This is a genomic window from Saccharothrix algeriensis, assembly GCF_016907655.1.
GTDB lineage: Bacteria > Actinomycetota > Actinomycetes > Mycobacteriales > Pseudonocardiaceae > Actinosynnema > Actinosynnema algeriense.
The window spans coordinates 5,139,029-5,154,328 of the sequence record NZ_JAFBCL010000001.1 but is presented as its reverse complement, the minus strand read 5'-3'; the positions used below and the strand labels follow the sequence as shown (position 1 = coordinate 5,154,328).

Here is a 15,300-nt window from a genome sequence, read left to right as displayed (position 1 = left end):
ACGGGGTCTTCAGCCGCCCAGCAGTTCCACCACCGCTTTCTCGACGGTCTGCCGATCGCCCTTGGTGTCGGACAGGACCTTGCCCTTGTTGTACAGGGCCACGACCCGAGGGTCCACATAGGACTTGCGCGCGACGGCTGGCGTGTTGCCCAGGTTCTCCGACACCTCGCGCATCACCGCCGCCTCCACGCCCTTGCGCCCGCGCTTGGACGCCGGCCGGTCGCTCTCGGCGAACGCCACGGCGGCCAGCACGGTCGCGTGCCAGGTCCGCAGGTCCTTCACCGAGTGCTCCTCGCCGACGAGCTGCTTGAAGCGCTCGTTGACGTCCTCCGCGGTCACGCCCCGGCTGGAGTCGTCCACCAGCAGCCGGTCCTCATCGGAGCGGTTGCGCAGCAACGACTTCACCGCACGCGCGAGATCGGCGTCGGACACGCTGGTGGTGAACTGGATGCCGCCCTTGGCCGGGTAGCAGAAGTGCACCGTCGACCCGCGCACGGAGACGTGCGAGCACAGCAGGGTCGCGACGCCGTGCGTGCCGTTGTCCTCCGCGTAGGACTCCCCGCCGACCCGGAACACGCCCCGGTCCAGCATGGCCAGCGCCACCGCCACCACCCGGTCGTGCCCGCGCCCGCGCCCGCGCAGCGCCCGCGCGACCTCCGCCCGGAACCCGGGCAGCGCCGGCGCCAGGCCGAGCACCCGGTCGTGCTTCTCCTCGTCGCGCTCCTGCCGCCAGCGGTCGTGGTAGAGGTACTGGCGGCGGCCGGCCGAGTCGGTGCCCACCGCCTGCAGGTGGCCGTTCGCGTGCGGGCACACCCACACGTCCCGCCACGCGGGCGGGATGACCAGTGACTTGATCCGCGCCAACTCCTCGGCGTCGGGCACGGCGCCGTCGGCGTCGGTGTAGCTGAAGCCCCGCCCGCGGCGGCGACGCCGCCAGCCGGGGCCGCTCGGGTCGCTGCGCCGCAGTCTCACCCCCGCGTGGTGCCCGCGTGGGCACGGGCCGAAACTTCCTGGGTTGAAACCCGCCCGATCCGGGTATGGGACGCCCATGACACAGCCGTGGACAGTCGGCGTGGAACAGGAGTTCTTCCTGGTCGACCCGGAGACGCGCCGCCCGGTGCCCGAGGCCGAGCAGGTCGCGCGGCACTCCGGCGCCGAGTTCGACGTGCAGCGCGAGCTGACGCCGTTCCAGATCGAGTTCGCCACGCCGGTCTGCCGGACCTCCGCCGAGCTGGCCGAGCAGGTCCTCCTCGGCCGCACCCACCTGGCCAAGGCCGCGCAGGAGGCGGGCTGCCGGCTGCTCGCGGCGGGCGTCCCGCCGCTGGGCGACGCCGGGCCGTCGCCGCTGACCGACGAGCGCCGCTACCGGCTGATGGAGTTCACCCACCGCAAGATGCTCGGCGGGCAGGGCGTGTGCGGGATGCACGTCCACGTCGGCGTGCCCGACCGGGACACGGCCGTCCGGATCTCCACCGCGCTGCGGCCGTGGCTGCCGACGCTGCTCGCGCTGAGCGCGAACTCGCCGATCGAGGACGGCGAGGACACCGGGTACGCGAGCTGGCGCTCGATCGTCTGGTCGCGCTGGCCGGTCGGCGGGCCTCCGCCGCACCTGGGGTCCGCCGAGCAGTACGACCGCCTGGTGGGCACGCTGGTGCAGACCGAGGTCGTGCTCGACGCCAAGATGGTCTACTGGGACGCGCGGCCCTCCTCGCACGTGCCGACCGTCGAGGTCCGGGTCGCCGACACCCCGCAGACCGCGCACGAGGCCGTGGTCATCGCCGAGCTGGTCAGGGCCTTCGCCCGCACCGCGGCCACCTCGGCCGAAGAGCCCGAGCGGGTGGACGACGTGCTGCTGCGCGCCGCCTACTGGCGCGCCGCGCGGGACGGGCTGGACGGCCTGGCGGTCGACCCGCGCTCCGGGCGGCTGGCGCCCGCGCGGGAGGTGGCCGCCGAGCTGGTGGCCCGGTGCGCGGACGCGCTGCGCGACGCCGGGGCGCTGGCGACCGTGGAGGAGCACCTGGAGTGGCTGCGCGCCCACGGGACCGGCGCGGCGCGGCAGCGGCGGGCGCTGGGCGACTCGGGCGACCCGCGGGAACTGGTCGACCGGGTGCTGGCCGCGACCACCGCCGAAGGCCACCCCGGACTACCGTGGACCTCGCACCGCACGGGCGGTGCGCGATGAGAGAGGAGACCGGCGTGCCAGAACCCGCGGCAACGCTCGCGTCCGTCCGGGTCGACCAGCCCGCGGACGGTGTGGTGGTGCTGCACGTGTCGGGCGAACTGGACACGAGCAGTGCGGACGAGCTGGCCAAACCGCTGAAGAGCACCCTCGCGGAGGGTGTGCGGGCCGTGGTGGTCGACCTGCTCCAGGTCCGGTTCCTCGGTTCGGCGGGCCTGGAGGCCCTGGTCACCGGCAGCAAGCGGGCGGACGAGCTGGGTGTCCCGCTGCTGCTGGTCGCGGCCGGGCGGGCGGTCCTGCGCCCGATCCAGGCGACCGGCCTCGCGACGGTGTTCACCATCGTCGAGTCCGTGGACGAGGCCCTGACGAAGGTGTAGCGGTTCGGCCGGCCACGCGGCAGGCGCAGCGCACCGCCCCCCGGGGGCAGTGCGCCCCTCCGCGTGCCGGCCCGTCAGCCCCGGCCGACGTCACCGGCCCGCGGGCCGGGCCGCGGTGAACCCGGTCGTCGGCTCGGCATCCGCCCGGTCGCCCGGCAGCACGACCCGCGACCGCGGTGTGCGCACCGGCCGGCGGGATCCCCCCGGCTCCCGCGGCGGGCCTCAAGCCCCGAAGCACAGGAACCCGACGCTGGCGGCGAACGCCGCGTCCCCACCGTCCACGTGCGCCTCCCGCGCGGCGGCCAACGCCTCGGCGGGCGGCTCGCCGCGGCCCAGCCGCCGGTGCAGGTCGACCATCAGCGGTGTGGTCACGTCCGCCGGCACGGGCACCACGGGCGCGACCAGCGTCCGCGTGCCCAGGCCCAGCAGCGCCGCCGTGAAGCCCATCAGCTCGTCGCCCGGCCGCACCGCCGACCGCCCCGAGTCGCACGCCGACAGCACGACCCGCGCGGGCGGCCTGCGCAGGCGCTCCAGGTCGTAGACCGTCAGCGGCCCGTCGGCCAGCTCCAGGGCCGAGAACAGCGGGTTGTCCGCCCGGAACGAGCCGTGCGCCGCCACGTGGGCCAGCGGCGCGCCGTCCATCGCCGACGCCACCGCGTCCACCGTCGCCGCGGCGCCCACCAGCACCGAGGCGGCGCCGGCGAGCGGCGCGATGGCGGTGATCTCGGTGGGCGCGGCGGGCAGCCGCGGCCCGGCGGCCAGCACGGCGCGGTCGTGCGGCACCGGGGACGAGGAGAACGCGCGCAGCCACACCGTCGCCGACGGCACGACCGTCACCGGGCGGCAGCGGCAGCCCGGCAGCGCCGACCACGGCAGGCCGCCCAGCGCGCCGGTCGGGGCGAGCACCAGCGGGCGGCCGTCGAGCCGGCGGCGCAGCGGGGCCAGCAGCCGGCGGTCCAGCAGGGCCGCCGCGTGCTCCGCGCCCGCCCGCACGGCCGCCTTCGCCACGTGCGCGGGCAGCGTCACCAGGCGGTGCAGGGCGAAGCGCAGCAGGCGGATCTCCCGCACCGCGCCCGCCACCGGGCCCAGCCGGTGCAGCGAGGCGCGCCCGCCCGCCACCACCACGGCCAGCAGCGCGCCCTCGAAGTCCAGGTACTCCACCAGCGCCGCGTCCGCCAGCGCCCACGCCAGGTCGCGCACCGCGGGCACCCGGTCGACCGCTCCCCCGCCGCTGGTCCGCCTGGCCAGCTCGCGCACCCGCTGCTCGCCGCGCAGCTGCCGCTGGCGCAGCGCCGCCGTCGGCCCGCCCGCCAGCAGGGCCGAGTCGAGGTCCGCGGTCACCGCCCGCAGCTCGGCCAGCGCGTCGGCCAGGCCCGAGTCCTCCGGCGGGCGCGCGGGCCGCATCCGCAGCGCGCCGGCCCGCCAGCTCTCCACCCAGCCCAGCACCCGGCCCGCGTGCCCGCTCGCGACGGCCGACCGCAGGCCCTCCAGCGCCAGCGCCTCGCCCTGCGCCCCGCTCAGCGCCCGCAGCTCCGCCGCGCCCAGCGACACCCGGTACTCGTCCAGCAGCGCCAGCCCGCGCCGCAGCGCGCTCTGCGCGCCCCGCGGGTTGCCTTCCAGGTCGCGCCGCAGCGCCTCGGCGTACCAGCCCTGCACGCGGTGCGCCGCCGGGCCGCGCCGCCGCGCCGCGCCGGCCGCCGCCAGCTCGGCCAGCGCGCGCCGCCGGTCGCCCAGCTCGCGGGCGATCAGCGCGGCGTCCACCCGCGCCTCCAGCGCCGCCATCCGCGACCCCAGCTCGGCCAACCGCGAGGCCACCCGCGCCATCGCCGCGCACAGCGACCGCGACCGGTCGCCGCCGAGGTAGGCCGCGCGCAGCTCCAGGTGCCGCGCGCCGACCTCCCACACCTCGCGCTTCTCGCGGCGAAAACCCTTGCGCGCCAACACTGCCGTGCGCACGGCCAGCTCCAGGTCGCCCTCCGCGAGGGCGATGCGGGCGCGGTAGAACAACGCCTCCGACCGCGCCAGGACCAGGCTCTTGCCCAGTTCCGCCAGCGCCCGGTCGGCCGCCGCGCGCGCCTCCTCCAGCAGCGGCACGGACACCAGCAGCTCCAGCCGGTTGATCAGCAGCGCCGGCCGCGGCACCTCCAGCCGCCGGTACTCGCGCTCGGCCTCGGCGAACATGGTCAGCGCGCGCGGCACGTCGCCGGCGCGCGACGCCGAGATGCCCGCGTTCCACCGCACGTCCGCGACGGCCAGCTCCTGGTCCAGCTCCCGGTACAGCGCGGCGGCCCGGTCGAAGTCCTCGTCGGCCGCGCGCAGGCCACCGGTGTAGGCGCTGAGCAGGCCGCGGTTGTTGCGGGCGCGGGCCTCGCCCAACCTGTCGCCGTCGCGGCGGGCGGCCTCGATCGCCCAGTTGTACTCCCGCCGCGCCTCGTCGTAGCGGCACAGGTAGTGCAGCACCAGGCCGCGCTGCATCCGCGCGTAGTCGGCGTCCACGCCGCGCAGCGCCGGCAGCGCCGCGTTGATCGCGCGCAGCGCCTGCGCGTGCCGCCCGGTGTTGGACAGCACGAACGCGAGGCTCACCCGGGCCAGCGCCGCGAGCCGGCCCGAACCGGCCCGCTCGGCGATCCGCACCGCGCGGCGCAGGTGGCGCAGCGCGCCGTCGAAGTCGTGCAGCTCCCGCAGCGACAGCCCGATCGCGCGCTCGGCGACCGACGCCTCCGGGGCGTCACCGGCCGCCCGCGCGGCCCGCAGCGCCGAACGGCCCATCACCAGTGCCGCGTGCGGGTCCCGTTGCCGGGCTTCCAGTGCAGCGGCGGCGGAAACCCCGGCCACGGACACACCATATTACCGGGAACGCTGTGGTAGCTTGATCAAGCTTCGCACCCTCGACGTCGTGGTGAGGCCGTGGTGTCCGGATCGTCGAACCGCCCAGAGCTGTACCGGAGAGCGTTCGAGCAGTCGATCCGGGAGCACAAGGACCTCCGGCTGCACCCCGAGCGCGGCCGGGAGTTCCTCTTCGTCGCGCGGGAGCTGCTGACGATCCCCGAGGACGTCGAGCGGGTGGCGCGGAAGCTGGCGCACAGCGGCATCGCCAACGAGCGCGGCCGGGACTTCGGGGGCGTGGCGCGGCTGGTCCTGCCCCGCAACCCCGACGACGTGCCGGCCATCGTCCGCCTGCTGCGCGACCCCCGGCAGTGGCCGGGCGAACGGGTGCCGTTCGTCCAGCCGCACCACGCGGTGGTCGGCCACGGCGGCAACATGCACGGCCACCCGGGGCAGCCGCCGCACGTCGCCGCGCCGCTGCCGGACCCGGCGCCGGGCTCCGAGGCCCGGGGCAAGGGCGTGGTCGTCGGCGTCGTGGACACCGGCATCTCGCGGACCGCCGCGACCGACCACCCGCAGTGGCTCGGCGGCGCGTTCCTGGCCCGGTCCGAGGAGGTCGACGCCGCCTACGCGCACGACGACGTGTTCGCGTTGCAGGGCGGGCACGGCACGTTCGTCGCGGGCGTGGTCCGGCAGGCCGCGCCGGGCGCCCGGCTCGACCCGGAGAAGGCGCTGGACCCGTCCGGGCTGGGCACCGAGGAGGACCTGGTCCGGGCGCTGTCGTCGTTCGACGAGCGGGTGCAGGTGGTCAACCTCTCGCTGGGCTGCTTCACCCAGGACGACGTGGCCCCCGAGCCGGTCCGCCGGGCGGTGCACCGGCTGGCCGAGACGGCCGTGGTGGTCGCGTCGGCGGGCAACCAGGGCACCCACCGCCCGAGCTGGCCCGCCGCGCTGCCGCGCGTGGTCGCCGTCGCCGCGGTCGCCCAGGAGCGGGACGGCAGCCGGGCGCCGGCGTGCTACTCGAACTCCGGGCACTGGGTGGACGCGTGCGCGGTGGGCAACCGCACCAGCACCTACCTGCGGGGCCGGTGGGCCCTGCCGGGCGACCCGGTGGTCGACGCCTACGACCGCTGGGCGTACTGGCTGGGCACGTCGTTCGCCGCGCCGCACGTGTCCGGCCGGATCGCGGAGACCATGACGACGCACGGCCTGTCCGCGTTCGCCGCCCGGGACCTGCTGCTCGCCGGGACGCCGTTCTTCCCGGGATACGGGATCCTGGTGGACTAGACGTATTCGGTGACGACGTCCGTCCTCCGCAGCACGTGGAAGTGACGAGGAGACCCGAGCCCGGGAGAGGCCGTGACCCCTGCACCCCCCATCGCCGCGCTGGTGGGCGCGGCGGCGCAGGGCGACCAGCGGGCCTGGAACGAGATCGTCGACCGCTACACGCCGCTGGTGCTCTCCGTGGTCCACCGGCACCGGCTGCGCCCGGCGGACGCCGCCGACGTCAACCAGACGGTGTGGCTGCGCCTGGTCGAGCAGATCGGCCGGCTGCGCGAACCCGAAGCGCTGCCCGGATGGATCGCCACGACCGCCCGCAACGAGTGCCTGCGGATGCTGCGGGCGCAGCAGCGCACGCGGCCGTACGACCCGCTGTCCGACGACGAGCCGGCCAGCCCGGTCGACGCGGTGGCGGACCTGGCGGAGGAGATGGAGTCGGCGCAGCGGCGGCAGGCGCTGCGCGACGGGTTCCGGATGCTGTCCGAGCAGTGCCGGGCGCTGCTGGCCAAGCTGATGGCCGACCCGCCGCCCAGCTACGCGGCGGTCGGCGAGGAGCTGGCGATGCCGGTCGGCAGCATCGGGCCGACCCGCATCCGGTGCTTGGAGAAGTTGCGCAGGACGCCCGCGGTGTCGGGGGTCCTGGACCCGCGGTCGGTCGGTGGAGGGGGTGTGGTCGGTGAACGATCCCGAGTGGGGAAGCGATGAGGTGCTGCTGCGCGAGCTGGCCGAGGCACTGGCCGAGGCGCGCACCGTGCCGGAGGAGTTCGTCGAGGCGGGCCGCGCGGCGTTCGCGTGGCGCACCGTCGACGCCGAGCTGGTGGTGCTGCTGACGAGCTACGACTCGACCATGGACCCCGAACTGGCGAACCGGGCCCGCGCGGCGTTGACCGCGCGGCAGCTGGTGTTCGACGCCGGGGGCTCCTTCGAGGGAGGCGCACGAGGCGCCCCGGACAAGGCCGTGGAAGGAGCCCCTGGAGGGTTCTCCGAAAGGTCTGCCGAGGGGAACGCCGAGGGGAACGCCGAGAGGATCTCGGTGCAGGTCGAGGTCACCGAAGCCGGCGTGGCCGGCCAGGTCCTGCCCGCGCGGCAGGGCCGGGTCGCGCTGTTCACGGCGGGCGGACCGGTGGAGGAGGCGGAGCTGGACGAGCTGGGCTGCTTCCTGCTCGGCCCGCCCCCGCCCGGTCCCGTGCGGTTCCGCATCGAGGCCGACGGGACGACGATGGTGACCGAGTGGATCTGCGTCTAGTGGCAGCGGGTCCGTGCCCAGGGGGCTGACGGCTTGCCGAGCCGGTCGGGGCTCGGCAGCCGGACGGCTCCTTCCACCGGCTTTGCACTTTCACGCTCTACACATTCCCCCGGGCCACATTCCCCCGGGCCGACACAGAGGCACACCCCCGCTGCTTTCCACACACCACCAGCGCACCTCTGCGATTTCCACACAGGAGTGCCGCACCCAGTGCGCATACCGGTGCCTTCGTGTTCTCCTCCCCGTACGGCCTGGGCGCAGCCCAATCAGATTTGTCGAGGGCTGTCAAGCACGCTCTTCGCTTGACAGCCCTCGACAAATCTGATTGCCTTCGGCAGGCCGTGCGGGGAGGAGAACACGACCGCTCTTGCTTTTCCTCCTCCTTGGGGGCCTCTCGGCCGCTCTTCATACTTGGGTCGCGCACCGATCTGGGTAAGAATTGGTGCGGTACGGATCTAAGCTGAAGAGCTTAAAAGAGTCCTCGCCGGACAGGCAGGCCGCCAAGGAGAAGGAAAAGAAACAGCGGTCGTGTTCTCCCCGTATGGCCTGTCAAAGACAACCATGCTTTCTCGGGGAGGGCAAGCGAAAAGCGTGCTTGCCCTCCCCGAGAAAGCATGGTAGCCCTCCGGGCAGGCCATACGGGGAGAACACGAAGGCACCGGGCTGCACGGGGCGTGCCGAGAGCCACAAGCGACCTGGGGGCGGTGCTCGGGTGGTGTCGGTGAGTCTTCGCGGGAGTGCCGGGGGCGTCGGGGGCTTCGTGGAGCCGAAGTGGTGGTGTGGGCGCGAGAGATGTGTCGAGTGCTCGACTTCGGCCGCTCCGCGCCCGTCCGCGGGGTCGTCGCCCGAGGGGCGCGCCAACTCGTGCGCGGCAATCGGCAGAAAACCTTGACGCGGGGTGGGTCGGGTCCGCAAGATTTGCGGACCCGATCATATGCGCCCCCTTTCCTCGATGACCGATTCGGCACCAGCAGAGCGAGCTTCGGGAGACGCTTCCGCGGCGGATGTCGCGCGTGCGGAGGTCGCCGAGCGCTGGGCCGGCGAGCTGCTCGCCGGCTCGCGCGCGCCGGTGGACGGCTCCGCGGTCCGCGCGCGGCTGGCCCACCACCTGTGCCTCCTGACCGACCCGGCCACGCCGCCGCAGGACGCGGTGCGGGACGCGGCGGAGGTGGGGCGGTGGCTGGTGTCCGCGGGGTTCACCGGGTCGGCGGTCCTGGGGCGTGCCGTGGAGGTGCTGGGGACGGCGCTGGCCGGCCTGCCGGCCGAGCGGGTGGCGGCGGTGCTGGGCGCGGTCGCCGAGGGCTTCGCGGAGGCCGTGGAGCGCAGGCTCGTGGCGGAGCAGGAGGAGGTCCGGGGAGGGCTGGAGGACGTCCGCGACGAGCTCGAAGCGGTGCGCGAGGAGCTGGACGGGACGCGCCGGGAGCTGAACGACAGCCAGGCGCGGTTCCGCCGGTTGTTCTCCTCGTCGGCCCTGGGTGTCGCGATCTTCGACCCGGCGGTCGCGGTGGTCGAGGCGAATTCCGCGCTGGTGCGGATGCTCGGGCGCGGCGAGGAGGCCGCGGAGAACCCCGGCCTGGCCCCGGAGGAGCTGTTCGAGCCCGCCGACCTGGCCGCGTTACGGGCCGCGTGGACGGCGATGCCCGGTGACAGCACGCGGTTCGAGCACTGCTTCGCCGGTCCGCAGGGCGATCCGCTGTGGACGAACGTGACGCTGACCCTGGTGCGCGACAGCAGCGGTGAGCCGCGGTCGCGGGTGGCGGTGGTCGAGGACGTGACCGAGCAGCGGGTGCTGCGCGACTACCTGAGGCACCAGGCGCTGCACGACGTGCTGACCGGGCTGCCCAACCGGCAGAGCTTCCTGCCGCGGCTGGAGCGCGCGCTCAACCGGCCGGGCTCGGTCACGTTGTGCTACCTGGACGTGGACAGCGTGGCGATCGTCAACGACGGCCTCGGGTACGAGGCGGGGGACGAACTGCTCCGGGTCGTGGCGCAGCGGTTGACCGCCGTGGTGGAGGGCGAGGACGCGACGGTCGCCCGCATCGGCGGCGACGAGTTCGTGGTGCTGATCGAGGACTCCCCCGGCACGCCGAGCATCTCCGCGCTGGCCGAGGCGATCGACGCGGAGCTGTCCGAACCGGTCTACCTGGCGGGCCACGGCGTCGGGGTGTCGGCGGGCATGGGTTTCGTGCGCACGTCGGCCAAGGGCGCGGACGCGATGTCGCTGCTGCGCCAGGCGCACAGCACGCTGCGGCGGGCGGAGAGCGGCGGCAAGGGCCAGTGGGGGATCTACGACGCGGGCCAGGACGCCCGCGACCGCACGAGGCTGTCGCTGATGGCCACGATGCCCGGCGCGCTGGAGAACGGCGAGATCGCCATCGACTACCGGCCGGTGGAGCGCGTCGGCGGGCCGGCGGCCGGCGAGCGGGCGGCGGTGGCGGCCCGGTTGCGGTGGGACGAGGCGGAGTTCGGCGTCGTCGGCCACGAGGACTGCCTCGCGTTCGCCGACGTGCTGGGGCTGAGCGGGCAGTTGGGCCACTGGCTGCTGGACGAGGCGTGCTCGTTCGCGGCGCTGGAGCGGCTGCCGGTGCTGGTGCGGCTGTCGGTCGACCAGTCGCGCGACCCGGACCTGGCGGCGGTGGTCGCCGAAGCGCTGCGGGCCTCCGGGCTGGCGCCCTCGGCGCTGTGGCTGAGCCTGGCGGCGGGCAGCCTGCCGGACGGGCTGGACGTGGTGGAGGACAACCTGACCACGTTGGCGGACATGGGTGTGCGGCGGCTGCTGCACGGCTTCACCTGCGCCCTGCCGGAGCTGTCGCTGGTGCAGCGGCACGGGCTGCACGGCGTCGAGTCGGACGTGCCGCCGGAGGAGCCGCTGGCCCGGGAGGCGCTGGCGCTGGTGGCCCCGCTGCTGCGGGCGGCCGGCGTCCTGGTGGTCGGCGCGGCGCCGGGAGCGGACCTGGCCGTGCGGTGGTGACGGCCCGGTCGTCCCGGCGGGACCGCGGCGCGCGGCCCGCCGGGACGCCGGTCCTCAGGCGAACGTCGGCAGCCGCATCGCGTGCTGCACCAACGTGATCAGCGTCTGCTTGGTCGACTGCCGGTTGCGCGCGTCGCACGGCACGATCGGCACCGCCTCGTCGATGGTCAGCGCTTCCCGGATGTCCTCGATGCGGTGGTGCAGCAGGCCGTCGAAGCAGTTCACCCCGACCACGTAAGGCAGTTCGCGGTCCTCGAAGAAGTCGATGGAGGCGAACGCGTCGGACAGCCGCCGGGTGTCCACCAGGACCACCGCGCCGATCGCGCCGCGCACCAGGTCGTCCCACATGAACCAGAAGCGGTGCTGGCCGGGCGTGCCGAACAGGTACAGGATGAGGTCGCTGTCCAGCGAGACCCGGCCGAAGTCCATGGCCACCGTGGTGGTCATCTTGTTCGGCGTGCTGGACAGGTCGTCCACGCCGACGCTGGCCTCGGTCATCACCGCCTCGGTGGTCAGCGGCACGATCTCCGACACCGAGCCGACGAACGTGGTCTTGCCGACGCCGAACCCGCCGGCCACCACGATCTTGGTCGAGGTCACCGACAGGCTCGGCGTGCCCGGCCGCCCGGGAGCACCACCGCTCATGTTGCTTCCGCTTTCCCTAGAAGTGCCCCGCAAGCGACTCAACCGCGCATCGCGACGTGCAGCTGCGAGCGGATCTCCGGGGTGAGCTGCACGCCCACCCGCTCCACCAGCCGGGTCATGGCGTAGCCGATGAGGCCGATGTCGCAGTTCGGCGCGGCCAGCACGGCCAGGCACGAGCCGTCGCTGATGGACATCAGGAACAGGTAGCCCCGCTCCATCTCCACCACCGTCTGCTTCACGTCGCCCGCCTCGAAGCAGCGCGCCGCGCCGAGGTTCAGGCTCACCAGCCCGGAGGCCACCGCCGCGAGCTGCTCCGCGCGGTCGAGCGGCAGGCGTTCCGAGGAGGCGAGCAACAAGCCGTCCGCGGACACCACGATCGCGTGCGCCACGCCCGCGACCCGGCTCACGAAGTCGTCGACCAGCCAACTGAAGTTGTCGAGTTCTTCGGCTGCGGGGGTCACTTCTGCTCCTTGGTCTGGTTGCCGGGGTTGTCCGAGTCGCCGAACGACAGGCCCTCCCAGGGCATCCCGTCGTCATCGGCGGATTCACGACCCAGTTGGACGCCGCGCTGGTAGGTCGCGAACCGCTGCCGCAGGCGGTCGGCGGAGCGGCGCGGCGGCGCGGCGGTGGCGACGCCGGCGGAGGTCGCCGAGGCGCCGTCGGCGGTCTGGTCGGCCGGTGCGGCGGCGCGGGGCGCCGGGCCGCCGAGCGAGCCGGGCATCAGGCGCGCCTTGGGGGTCCGCTTGGGCAGGCCCGCGGTCGTCGTGTCGTCCACATCGGACTTGAGCACGTTGCCGGCGGCGGCCCAGCCGCCGTCGGCCGGCCCCCAGCCGGGCGGGTTGGCGGGCACCGGGGACGGCGCGGGCGCCCGCTTGGGCAGCCCGGCGGCCGTCGGCTCCGGCGCGACCCGCTCCACCCGCTCCGCCGGCTGGTCGGCGTCATCCAGCAGGTCCGCGCGGTCGGCGTAGGCGGTCTGCTCGGACGCGCCGGCCGTGCCGACCAGCTCGGCGCGGTCGGCGTACACGGTCCGCTCCGAGGCGGTCCCGGACGGCGCGTCGCCGGGTGGTCCGTGCACCGCCGCCTCCGCTCCCTCGCCGCCCTGGAACCAGCGCGACAGCACGTCCTCGTAGATCGGCAGCCGCTGGGTGGACGCGTCGTCCTCCTCCGCCACCGGGGCGGGCGCCGGCCTGGCCGCGCCCGGGTAGGAGTAGTCGATCGCGCCCTCGACGGGCGGCACGGTCTCCTCCACCGTGGCGGTGAACAGGTCCGCCGCGGAGGTCTGCTCGACGGCGAAGTAGTCGGCGCCCTCCTCGGCCTGCGCGGGCAGGGCGTGCGGGAACGACGTGGGCTCGGCCGGCGCCGGGTCCGGGCGGCCGAACGACGCGGGCAGCTGGTCCGGCGTCCATTTCGGCACGCCGGCGAGCACCCCGACGCCGCTGTCCACCAGCACCGGCGCGTCCGCCTGCGGCGGCGTCGCGGGCCGGGTGGGCAGCGGCTCGGGGCCGCGGTGCAGCAGCGAGACCGGCAGCACGACCTGCGCGGTCACACCGCCCTCGATGTCGTCGTTGTTGGTCAGCGTCACCCGGATCTCGTGCCGCTTGGCCAGCTGGCCGACCACGTACAGGCCCATCTCGCGGGCCACCGAGACGTCGACCTCGGGCGGGTCGGCGAGCTTGGCGTTGGCCTCGACGACGTCCTGCTCCTGCATGCCGACACCGCGGTCGTGGATGCGGATGGACACCTCGCCGCGCCGGGTCTCTATGGCGCGCACCGTGACCTTGGTGGTGGGCTTGGAGAACGCGGTCGCGTTGTCCAGCAGCTCGGCGATGAGGTGGGCGAGGTCGTTGACCACGCGGCCCTGCACCTTCAGCTCCGGTGCGGGCGCCACCTGCACGCGCGCGTACTTCTCCACCTCGGACACCGCCGCGCCGAGCACCTCCGAGATCGGCACCGGCCGGGTGACCCGGCGGTTGACCGTCGTGCCGGAGAGCACCAGCAGGTTCTCGCTGTTGCGGCGCATCTGGGTGGCCAGGTGGTCCAGCTCGAACAGGCTGGCCAGCTGGTCGGGGTCCTGCTCGTCCTGCTCCAGCCGGTCGATGACGGTGATCTGCCGCTCGACCAGGGCCTGCGAGCGGCGCGAGAGGTTGATGAACATGTCGTTGACGTTGGCGCGCAGCGCCACCTGCTCGACGGCCAGGCGGACGGCCTCGCGCTGCACGGCGTCGAACGCCCGCGCGACCTGGCCGACCTCCTCGGTGGTGTGGATCGGCACCGGCACCAGCGACTCCTCCGCGGCGCGGGCGGGGTCGCGGTGGGTGCGGATGCGCTTGATGGCGTCCGGCAGGTGGTTGCGGGCCACGTCCATCGCGGAGCGGCGCAGCACGCGCAGCGGCGTGAGCATCGACCGCGCCACGAACGCCATCAGGGCGAAGGCGATCAGCAGCGCGACGGCGACCAGGGCCGCGTCGCGCCACGCGGAGGCGCTGGCGGCGTCGGTGAGGTCCACCGCGGCGCGGTCGGCCTGGCCCTCGATGTCCAGCGCGACGGTGCGGATGAGGCCGGCGGTCTCCTCGCCGACGCGCAGCACCTCGGCGTCGGAGATGGACACCTGGCCGGATTCCTCCTGCTGCACCAGGGCGAGCTGCACCAGCCGGCTGCGGGCGTCCACCGCGGCGCCGGAGACCACGTCGGAGTACCGCTGGCGGTTCTCCTGGCCGGCGGTGGCGGCGAAGTCGGTCAGCGCCGCTTCCAACCGGGACTGGGCGGCGCGCAGGGCGTTGACCTGGCCCGGCGCGAACTCGCCGCGCTTGGCGGTGGACAGCAGGATCGCGTTCTGCCGGAACAGCTGCTCCTTCGCGCTGTAGAGCGCGAGGTTGGCTCCGGTGAGCGGGGTGACGGTCTCGTTGCTCAGGCTGCTCGTCGTGGTGCGGTGCACCTGCGACAGCGCGCTGAGGACCTGGGTGTACGCACTGGACACCGAGATGTCGGGGTACTTCGTGGTCAGCGTGGTGTTGCGCAGCGAGGGTAAGCCGTCCAGCGACTGCAACGACTTCTGGAAAGCGTCGCGCACGCTGTCATCCACGCCCGCGGCGGCGTCGGCCACCTCGCGGTACTTGCCGACCTCCTGGTCGACCTTCGCCGAGCGCCCGACCAGCTCGGCGCTGTTGTCGGCCCGACCGCCGGCGACGAACAGCACGGCGGCGTCGCGTTCCCGCTGCAGCGCGTCGGCGACCGCGGCGGCCTGCGCGGACAGCTCCAGTTCGCGCTGGACCTTGCCGAACAGCTCGACGTCGTCGAGCTGGGTGTCCAGGCGCAGGCCGGCGAGGGTCAGCGTGCTCAGCGCCGGCACCAGGAGCACCACGGCGAGCTTGCTGCGCAGCCGCCAGTTGCGCAGGCGCCACCGGGAGATGCCGCCCTCGTCGGGCGCGGCGGTGCCCGTGCTCGGCCCCGGGTCGGGCGGAGCGGCCTCCGCGACCTCGTCGGGTTCAGTCCGCTCCGGTTCATCACCGGAGGCGTGGTCGTCGTGACCGCGCACCGTCAGCACACTCCCCAGCCCCCCAGCCAGTTGAAGACACATCCCTACAAACCGGGTGGATCTTGGTGGAAAAACCCCGGTCTTCATACCGCCGTTCGGACCAGGAAGGCGGTATTTTGCAAATCAACCATTCTGCCGCACGATCGGTCCACCTGGGCTAAACGATCGCTAACGCGCGAGTTCACGCTATTTTCACGCGATCGGCCCGGTCCGGGGGTCGGGGGAGCCCGGCGCGGCTCC

At 74.4% G+C, this 15,300-nt stretch carries 11 protein-coding genes; 6 read left to right on the top strand and 5 right to left on the bottom strand.

Annotated elements, in window-relative coordinates; genetic code table 11:
• Positions 1-9: 9 nt before the first annotated feature.
• A complete protein-coding gene (locus tag JOE68_RS23590; protein WP_204844458.1) occupies positions 10-972 on the bottom strand; it encodes a DNA topoisomerase IB in 963 nt (320 codons plus the stop codon).
• A gap of 100 nt (positions 973-1,072) precedes the next feature.
• Here JOE68_RS23590 and JOE68_RS23585 point away from each other — a divergent pair, with 100 nt between their 5' ends.
• Together JOE68_RS23585 and JOE68_RS23580 are read left to right on the top strand one after the other, a co-directional pair.
• The gene (locus JOE68_RS23585) at positions 1,073-2,182 is read left to right on the top strand and encodes a carboxylate-amine ligase (RefSeq protein WP_307819845.1); all 1,110 of its coding nucleotides are present in this window, start codon (positions 1,073-1,075) and stop codon (positions 2,180-2,182) included.
• Between the two features lie 14 nt (positions 2,183-2,196).
• The gene (locus JOE68_RS23580) at positions 2,197-2,556 is read left to right on the top strand and encodes an STAS domain-containing protein (protein ID WP_204844456.1); all 360 of its coding nucleotides are present in this window, start codon (positions 2,197-2,199) and stop codon (positions 2,554-2,556) included.
• Positions 2,557-2,778: 222 nt separating this feature from the next.
• On the opposite strand, the gene JOE68_RS23575 is transcribed toward JOE68_RS23580, so the two are convergent.
• Complete coding sequence (locus JOE68_RS23575) at positions 2,779-5,391, bottom strand: CHAT domain-containing protein (RefSeq protein ID WP_204844455.1); 2,613 nt, start codon at positions 5,389-5,391, stop codon at positions 2,779-2,781.
• A 75-nt stretch (positions 5,392-5,466) separates the two neighbouring features.
• Here JOE68_RS23575 and JOE68_RS23570 point away from each other — a divergent pair, with 75 nt between their 5' ends.
• The 4 genes from JOE68_RS23570 to JOE68_RS23555 all read left to right on the top strand — a co-directional run bounded on the left by JOE68_RS23570 (position 5,467) and on the right by JOE68_RS23555 (position 10,880).
• On the top strand, positions 5,467-6,669 hold the full coding sequence (locus tag JOE68_RS23570) for a S8 family peptidase (RefSeq protein ID WP_204844454.1): 1,203 nt from the start codon (positions 5,467-5,469) through the stop codon (positions 6,667-6,669).
• A 72-nt stretch (positions 6,670-6,741) separates the two neighbouring features.
• On the top strand, positions 6,742-7,368 hold the full coding sequence (locus tag JOE68_RS23565) for an RNA polymerase sigma factor (protein ID WP_204844453.1): 627 nt from the start codon (positions 6,742-6,744) through the stop codon (positions 7,366-7,368).
• Complete coding sequence (locus tag JOE68_RS23560) at positions 7,340-7,909, top strand: hypothetical protein (protein WP_204844452.1); 570 nt, start codon at positions 7,340-7,342, stop codon at positions 7,907-7,909. The genes JOE68_RS23565 and JOE68_RS23560 overlap by 29 nt, the downstream gene beginning before the upstream one ends.
• 952 nt (positions 7,910-8,861) lie before the next feature.
• On the top strand, positions 8,862-10,880 hold the full coding sequence (locus tag JOE68_RS23555; protein WP_204844451.1) for a GGDEF domain-containing protein: 2,019 nt from the start codon (positions 8,862-8,864) through the stop codon (positions 10,878-10,880).
• A gap of 54 nt (positions 10,881-10,934) precedes the next feature.
• Here JOE68_RS23555 and JOE68_RS23550 read toward each other — a convergent pair whose 3' ends face one another.
• Genes JOE68_RS23550 through JOE68_RS23540 form a run of 3 tightly spaced genes read right to left on the bottom strand, consistent with a single transcriptional unit; the run spans position 10,935 to position 15,060 of the window.
• Complete coding sequence (locus tag JOE68_RS23550) at positions 10,935-11,525, bottom strand: GTP-binding protein (RefSeq protein ID WP_204844450.1); 591 nt, start codon at positions 11,523-11,525, stop codon at positions 10,935-10,937.
• 38 nt (positions 11,526-11,563) lie between these two features.
• Entirely contained in the window at positions 11,564-11,986 is a 423-nt protein-coding gene (locus JOE68_RS23545; RefSeq protein WP_204844449.1) for a roadblock/LC7 domain-containing protein, read from the bottom strand.
• The gene (locus tag JOE68_RS23540; protein ID WP_204844448.1) at positions 11,983-15,060 is read right to left on the bottom strand and encodes a nitrate- and nitrite sensing domain-containing protein; all 3,078 of its coding nucleotides are present in this window, start codon (positions 15,058-15,060) and stop codon (positions 11,983-11,985) included. Before JOE68_RS23540 ends, JOE68_RS23545 begins: the two co-directional genes overlap by 4 nt.
• Between the last annotated feature and the right edge of the window lie 240 nt (positions 15,061-15,300).

Excerpts from the sequence above, each read along its gene's own strand:
- JOE68_RS23555 (WP_204844451.1), top strand. The coding sequence starts at position 8,862 with ATGACCGATTCGGCACCAGCAGAGCGAGCTTCGGGAGACGCTTCCGCG.
- JOE68_RS23550 (WP_204844450.1), bottom strand. The coding sequence starts at position 11,525 with ATGAGCGGTGGTGCTCCCGGGCGGCCGGGCACGCCGAGCCTGTCGGTG.